The following is a 6278-nucleotide window of genomic DNA, read 5'->3' as shown; positions in this document are numbered from 1 at the left end:
AGAGAAAAAGCTATTGAAGATATTTTGCAGGTTTTTTTACAGTCACACCCCAGTAACCGACTATTTGCAAGTGTTATTAAAAAGACTTTAGTATCACCAAAAGACCCTGTTGAAGTTGCATTTGAACAACTTGCTAGTAGATTTGATAGATATTTGATCAGGCTTCATAAAAACGATAACACACAGAGAGGTATTATCATTTTCGATAAATCTACTTATGAAACAACTATTCAATCTTTAGCAACTGATTTTAGAACTATTGGCTACAGTTGGGGTGTAATCAGAAATTTTTCTGAAGTACCATTATTTTTAGATTCAAAAGCTTCGAGATTAATTCAACTTGCTGATATACTCGCTTACGCCATTTTCAGAAATTTTGAAAAGGGAGATAGCAGATTTTTTTCCATTATTCAGCAAAGGTTTGATTCTGAAGGTGGTATAGTTCATGGATTACATATCCTGCAATAAATTTCAAGAAATGAATATGCAAATCGCTGTAATTGAGTGATTAAAGTAGATGCACAATTACAATACAGAAAATATTGAAATAACAAGCAGTAGCGGTAACGTATTTGCTGATTTAGATTTACCCAACCCAGATGAAATGCTAGTAAAAGCAGAATTAGCTCGTAAAATTAGTAATGCTATCACTACACGTCATATTACCCAAGCTGAAGCGGCTGAATTATTAGGAATTTATCAACCAAAAGTTTCTGCTTTAATGAGAGGAAGACTTACAGGTTTTTCTCTGGAAAGAATGTTTAGATTTCTCAATATATTGGGTATTCGGAATTGATGTAGAAATTACAGTCAAACCTAAATCTAGAGATGATGCACGGATAACTGTAGTTTAATTTGTGCTTCTTATAAGTCAAAATCCAAGGAAAAAATATATGACTACTTTAGTGAAAGAATTATTAAACACATTTGATAGCTTACCAGAATCAGCAAGACTAGAAATAGCTGTGGAGATTTTGAAACGGGTTACAAATATAGAATTTCCACCTTTATCCGATGAAGATTTAGTTTGGAATGCTGAAGAAGTTTTTTTAGAATTAGATCAATACTAAACATATAGTAACATATTATGAGTTCCATTAATTTACAATTATCATCTGATTCAATTAACGAAGGTGAGCAAGCTATTCGTAAAGAATTAGCTTTACAATTGTATGATCAAAATATCTTTACCTTTGGTCAAGCGCGACGTTTAGCTAATTTGTCTGTTTGGGAATTTCAGCAGCTTTTAGGAAACAGGAAAATTCAACGTCATTATACTGAAGTTGATTTACTGGAAGATGTCAAGACTATTACTGAATCCTAACTAATTGATATAGCGTTTCCTAGTCTGATGAAGTACAAAATCATCTGCATTTATCTGCGTCCATCTGCGTTTAAATATTACAGCTTGCACCTTATTTGAATAGTAATTGCTATATAAATGAAAAAGCTATTATTCCTCTGTAGCCAAAATAAATTACGTAGTCCTACCGCTGAAGCTGTGTTTTCAGAATATCCAGGACTAGAGGTAGAATCTGCTGGTTTGGACAGAACAGCCGAAAACCCAGTTTCCACAGAATCTATTACCTGGGCTGATATTATTTTTGTTATGGAAAAATCCCACAAAAGCAAGCTATCTAAGAACTTTCAGCCTTTTCTCAAGGGTAAAAGGGTGATCTGCTTAGACATTCCCGATGAGTATGAATATATGGAACTTGCTTTAATTGAGTTGTTACAGCAGAAAGTTCTGCCGCTATTGGGAACATTTAGTTGAGATATCTACTGAAAGCCCCTTTGCTGCTTGATAAGACGATACTCATAAGCATTGCAATCCCGATATTTTACCCACTAGCAGCAGCAAATCACTCAACTAAATTCTATACTGCTATATATTCGTATATACTTATACATAAAAATATTTATTTCTGGCAGAAATACATAAATTTCCTCCACAAGTTTTGCACAATAATTGTCTAAATTTAGAAGCATCAGGGTGATAGGACGATGCCTGTGGCAAAACTATCAGTGCTTCTCCTTCTCCTGAGTTCATCCAAAAATTATGTAAAAATAACTTCTAAATATAGCTATGAATAATCTAAAATCTATGGAAACTAAACTACTCTTTCAAGAATTTCAAATTTGTACACAACTGCAATATAACGGACAGTTAAAAATTCAAACCTTACAAGGAAAAAGTTGGATTTTCTATTACAGTCTGGGACAGTTAGTTTGGGCAACAGGAGGGATTCACCCCTCTCGCCGATTACGTAGAAACATCGCTCAATTCTGCCCTCAGATTGATACTAACAAATTATCTTTAAGCTCTGAAGATACGTCACTACATTACTGGGATTATCAACTGCTTGAAAATTTACACCAAGCTCAAAAAATCCAACTAAATCAAATTAATGCTATTGCCGAAAGCACTATATCAGAACTTTTATTTGATTTAGTTCAACACCTAAATTTTAACTCTTTTGTTTGCGAACGCAATCAAGAAGTAATACTAGAAGCACCAATTAGTTCCATTAGTGCAAATATGTTTCTCCAGCAAATGCAAAACTGCTGGAATAATTGGTCAAAAGCTGGTTTAGCAAGCTTATCTCCTGATTTGGCACCAGTTCTACTAAAACCAGAAAAACTCCGGCAGCAAGTAAGTCCAAATGTCTACAAAAACTTTGAGAATTTAATCAACGGTAAACATACTCTGTGGGATTTAGCGGTCAAAATGAAACAGAGTGTATTATCAGTTTCCCGTTCATTACTGCCCTATATTCAGCAAGGAATCACAAAACTTGTAGAAGTTCCTGATCTACCATTAGCAGTTGCAAGAGTTAAAAATAGCCATATGATTACACATATTAATAGTGGGAATATACCTCTTGTTGCTTGTGTAGATGATAGCCCTCAAGTTTGTCAAATTCTAGAGCGCATTATTACCTCAAACGGAATGAGGTTTCTCAAGATTCAAGATCCTCTGCAAGCTTTACCGATTCTGATTCAAAATAAACCAGACTTGATTTTCTTAGATTTGATGATGCCAGGTATGAATGGTTACGAACTTTGCACTAGTTTGCGACGTACTTCTGCTTTTGCCAACACACCACTAGCTATTTTAACAGGAAGTAATGGTGCTTTTGATAGAGCTAGAGCTAAGGTATTTGGTGCTACAGATTTTATTAATAAACCTATATCAATCGATAAAATTTGGAGCATAGTAGATAAATATTTAAGCACTGCACCAAAAAATGTGCATCTATCCAATTCCTGCTTCCTCCCTTCTGTAAATGACCAATCTTTATGCCCATCTAGTTAATACAGAATTGCTCTCAAGCCGGATTTCTATAGTGATATTAAAACTAACTCTGAGCATAGCGAGGTAAGGATACAGTAAATGTTGTGCCTAAGTTCTCTTGACTCTCCAATGAAATATTTCCTTGATAAACTTCAACACATTTTTTGACAATTGCTAGTCCTAAACCTGTTCCTTTGATGTTACCTACATTATTACAGCGGTAAAATGCTTCAAACAAGTGTGATTGATTTTCTAAGGGAATTCCCATTCCTTGATCACGTACTTTGAAGATAACAACATGATTCTGACATTCCAAATCCAAATAAATTTCCGATCTAGAAGGGGAATACTTGATGGCGTTGGAAAGTAAGTTGGTAAGGATACGTTGGAGTAGTATTAAATCCATCTCTGCTTTTGTAGAATTGCCAGTGTAATTAAAACAGATTTGATGTTGATTACCCAAACTATATTGCAGGCTATCAATGAGTTCTTTGCAAAAATTTTCTAAGTCAACTACTACAGGTTCATACTGCATTTTACCTACTTCTATTTTCCCAATGAGAAGTATCTCATCTAGCAACGCAAGTAGTTGGTCAACAGCATTGTTAATCTTGTCAATGTAACGGTTGAGTGTTTCCGGAGTAGGAACTTTACCACCACATTCCAGTAACCCGGCAAAACCTTGAATACTAGTGAGTGGATTACGAAAGTCATGGGAAATCATCGAGACAAATTCTGATTTAAGCCGATTGAGTTCTTGCTCTTGTTCTAAAGCTTTAAGAGCTTGATCCTTTGCTTTTTGCAGTTCTATTTGCATTTGTCTCAAGCTTAACTGAGTCTCGATTCGAGCCAGGACTTCTTCTAACTGAAAAGGTTTGGTAATATAATCTATCCCTCCTATTTTAAAGGCTTTAACCTTATCTATTGTTTCACTGAGGGCGCTGAGAAAAATTACTGGGATGGCTTGAGTATGTTTATCTAATTTTAAACGCTCACAGACTTCATAGCCATTCATATTGGGCATATTGATGTCTAACAATATGATATCTGGATGCTCGATTTCTACTGCCTTGAGTGCGATCGCACCGCTATTAGCGCAACGTACCTCATACCCCTGTTCTTCCAGCATACTGGAGAGCAAATGTAGGTTGTTTGGCGTGTCATCAACTATTAGTATGTTAGCTTTACAGGGATATGGCTGAAAATTATTCATAATTAAAGCGAGCTTAGAAGTACATAAATTATATTTTATTTGCTTAAAAAAATATGTAAATTAGTATTTCATATCAAATGTTAGATAATTACTTTATAATCAACCTAGTCTCTTTGATAATTTCTCTTCTCTATTACCAGCCCAAATAAGTATATTAAATGTAACAAACGAACATGATGATATCACATCTGATTTCTGAGTATTCGGATGCGTTGGAGACGATTGATAATTCGGGTAAAGAGTTCCTTAGGGACAATTGGCTTGGTTAGGTAATCATCTGCTCCATTAATAAAGGCTTTTTGCAAAGTTTCTGCATCAGCACAGCTAGTCAGGAATAAGATTGGTAGCCAATTCCAGTCATGATTTTGACGTACATCCCGACACAAATCCAACCCTTCAGTTCCACTAGGCATATTAATATCAAGAATCAGAAAATCTGGATAAGTAGATATTAAAGTTTCCCAGAAATTTTCTGGATTTCCTAAACAAGTTAGCTTCACTCCCAAAGGTTCCAATAATATTCTTAAGGTCATCAGAATTTGTGGATCATCATCAACGGCTAGAATTGTGGCATTGATTGGTTTAAATAACTCAGCTTCTTCACCTATATTAGTTACATTAATTAGCTCTTTAGCAGAACCTTCAATTTCCTGACGCAAAGCAATCACTAACGGTTCTAATTTCTGAGCAATTTTTTGTTGGTAAACTACACTAAAGTGCGATAGAGATTTAAAATCCGACTCCAAGAAAATTTCTATTTGTCGAGCTAAATTACTCCCCTGTTCAAAGCCAAACATACCCAGAGATCCCACGAGCTTATGGGCATTTTGAATTGCTTTTTGGTGTGAGTTTTCATCAAATAGACCAACTACTAGAGTGGATATAAATTGTTCCAAAGCGATCAGACGTTCAAAAGTTAAGTTTTTTGTCTGCTTCCATATTTCGACAATAGAGTTATCTAAAGTTTCTTGTTTAGCCGAATTGACAACTAATTGATCATTTTTCGCGGCAAGGAAAGCAGCATTAATTCGGTATCCCTGCCCATATACCGTTTCCAGGAAATCACCCGCACCAACTGCTTTTAATTCACGGCGAATATTCTTAATGTGGGATCTAACTGTAGATTCATTGGGTAGTTCGTCATCAAATGCCCACAGGTGATTAACAATATCTCCGCAACTGTAAACCCGTTTTTGATTGCGAAAAAACAACTCTACTAAAAGATACTCTTTGCGGCTAAACTTCAGTAACTGTGACCCATAAGTCACTTCATGCAGATTTGGATCAAGGCGTAATTCACCACATATGAGTACCACAGAACTAGATGAACTTCCTCTACGGATTAAGGCACGGATACGGGCAGCAAGTTCCTCAACATTAAATGGCTTGACAACATAATCATCTGCTCCGCTATCTAGCCCCATAAGCTTATCACTTGTAGTATCACAAGCAGTCAATAGCATTACCAAAACTGGATTTTTCATCTCTCTCAAACGACGACAAAAGCTGATGCCATCAAGCTTAGGAAGCATCACATCTAACAATACTAGATCATACTGAAAGCTTTCTATGAACTCCCAACCAGTCTCACCATCACTGGCTATATCTACAACATAATTCTGTTTCTGTAGCACATCAGTTAAAAGTTTTACTACAGTTTCATCATCATCTACCAGTAGAATCCTCATAGCGTTAATCTTCAGCTCCTGTATATCCTCACAATTTATCTCTTTAAGTTAAATTTTATATCTATAATCAATTTAAAACTTA

General features: G+C 35.4%; 7 protein-coding genes and 1 pseudogene. 6 read left to right on the top strand and 2 right to left on the bottom strand.

Annotation, left to right across the window (positions count from 1 at the left end; translation table 11 throughout):
- From ACSQ6I_RS13965 to ACSQ6I_RS13940, 6 genes and pseudogenes are all read left to right on the top strand, one after another.
- On the top strand, positions 1 to 468 hold a 468-nt coding region (locus tag ACSQ6I_RS13965), incomplete at its 5' end, for a DUF3800 domain-containing protein (RefSeq protein WP_438890920.1).
- A gap of 49 nt (positions 469 to 517) precedes the next feature.
- Positions 518 to 854, top strand: a pseudogene (locus ACSQ6I_RS13960) (helix-turn-helix domain-containing protein).
- 39 nt (positions 855 to 893) lie between these two features.
- A complete protein-coding gene (locus tag ACSQ6I_RS13955; protein WP_438890919.1) occupies positions 894 to 1070 on the top strand; it encodes a hypothetical protein in 177 nt (58 codons plus the stop codon).
- A 17-nt stretch (positions 1071 to 1087) separates the two neighbouring features.
- A complete protein-coding gene (locus ACSQ6I_RS13950; RefSeq protein WP_438890918.1) occupies positions 1088 to 1324 on the top strand; it encodes a UPF0175 family protein in 237 nt (78 codons plus the stop codon).
- Positions 1325 to 1441: 117 nt separating this feature from the next.
- Positions 1442 to 1774 carry a low molecular weight protein tyrosine phosphatase family protein gene (locus ACSQ6I_RS13945; protein WP_438890917.1) on the top strand — a complete coding sequence of 111 codons (333 nt, stop codon included), beginning with the start codon at positions 1442 to 1444 and terminating at the stop codon, positions 1772 to 1774.
- Between the two features lie 312 nt (positions 1775 to 2086).
- Positions 2087 to 3316, top strand: a complete 1230-nt coding sequence (locus ACSQ6I_RS13940) for a response regulator (protein WP_438890916.1) — start codon at positions 2087 to 2089, stop codon at positions 3314 to 3316.
- A gap of 43 nt (positions 3317 to 3359) precedes the next feature.
- Here the strand turns inward: ACSQ6I_RS13940 and ACSQ6I_RS13935 are convergent, their stop codons facing one another.
- Positions 3360 to 4508: a hybrid sensor histidine kinase/response regulator gene (locus ACSQ6I_RS13935; protein WP_438890915.1), complete on the bottom strand. Its 1149-nt coding sequence runs from the start codon at positions 4506 to 4508 to the stop codon at positions 3360 to 3362.
- A gap of 182 nt (positions 4509 to 4690) precedes the next feature.
- Positions 4691 to 6196 carry a response regulator gene (locus ACSQ6I_RS13930; RefSeq protein WP_438890914.1) on the bottom strand — a complete coding sequence of 502 codons (1506 nt, stop codon included), beginning with the start codon at positions 6194 to 6196 and terminating at the stop codon, positions 4691 to 4693.
- Positions 6197 to 6278: the final 82 nt, after the last annotated feature.

Origin of the sequence: Anabaena sp. WFMT, from assembly GCF_051781005.1 — a bacterium.
Lineage (GTDB): Bacteria > Cyanobacteriota > Cyanobacteriia > Cyanobacteriales > Nostocaceae > Anabaena.
This window is presented reverse-complemented; position numbering and strand designations above follow the sequence as displayed.

Excerpts from the sequence above, each read along its gene's own strand:
- ACSQ6I_RS13955 (WP_438890919.1), top strand. The coding sequence starts at position 894 with ATGACTACTTTAGTGAAAGAATTATTAAACACATTTGATAGCTTACCA.
- ACSQ6I_RS13950 (WP_438890918.1), top strand. The coding sequence starts at position 1,088 with ATGAGTTCCATTAATTTACAATTATCATCTGATTCAATTAACGAAGGT.
- ACSQ6I_RS13940 (WP_438890916.1), top strand. The coding sequence starts at position 2,087 with ATGAATAATCTAAAATCTATGGAAACTAAACTACTCTTTCAAGAATTT.
- ACSQ6I_RS13930 (WP_438890914.1), bottom strand. The coding sequence starts at position 6,196 with ATGAGGATTCTACTGGTAGATGATGATGAAACTGTAGTAAAACTTTTA.
- ACSQ6I_RS13945 (WP_438890917.1), top strand. The coding sequence starts at position 1,442 with ATGAAAAAGCTATTATTCCTCTGTAGCCAAAATAAATTACGTAGTCCT.
- ACSQ6I_RS13935 (WP_438890915.1), bottom strand. The coding sequence starts at position 4,508 with ATGAATAATTTTCAGCCATATCCCTGTAAAGCTAACATACTAATAGTT.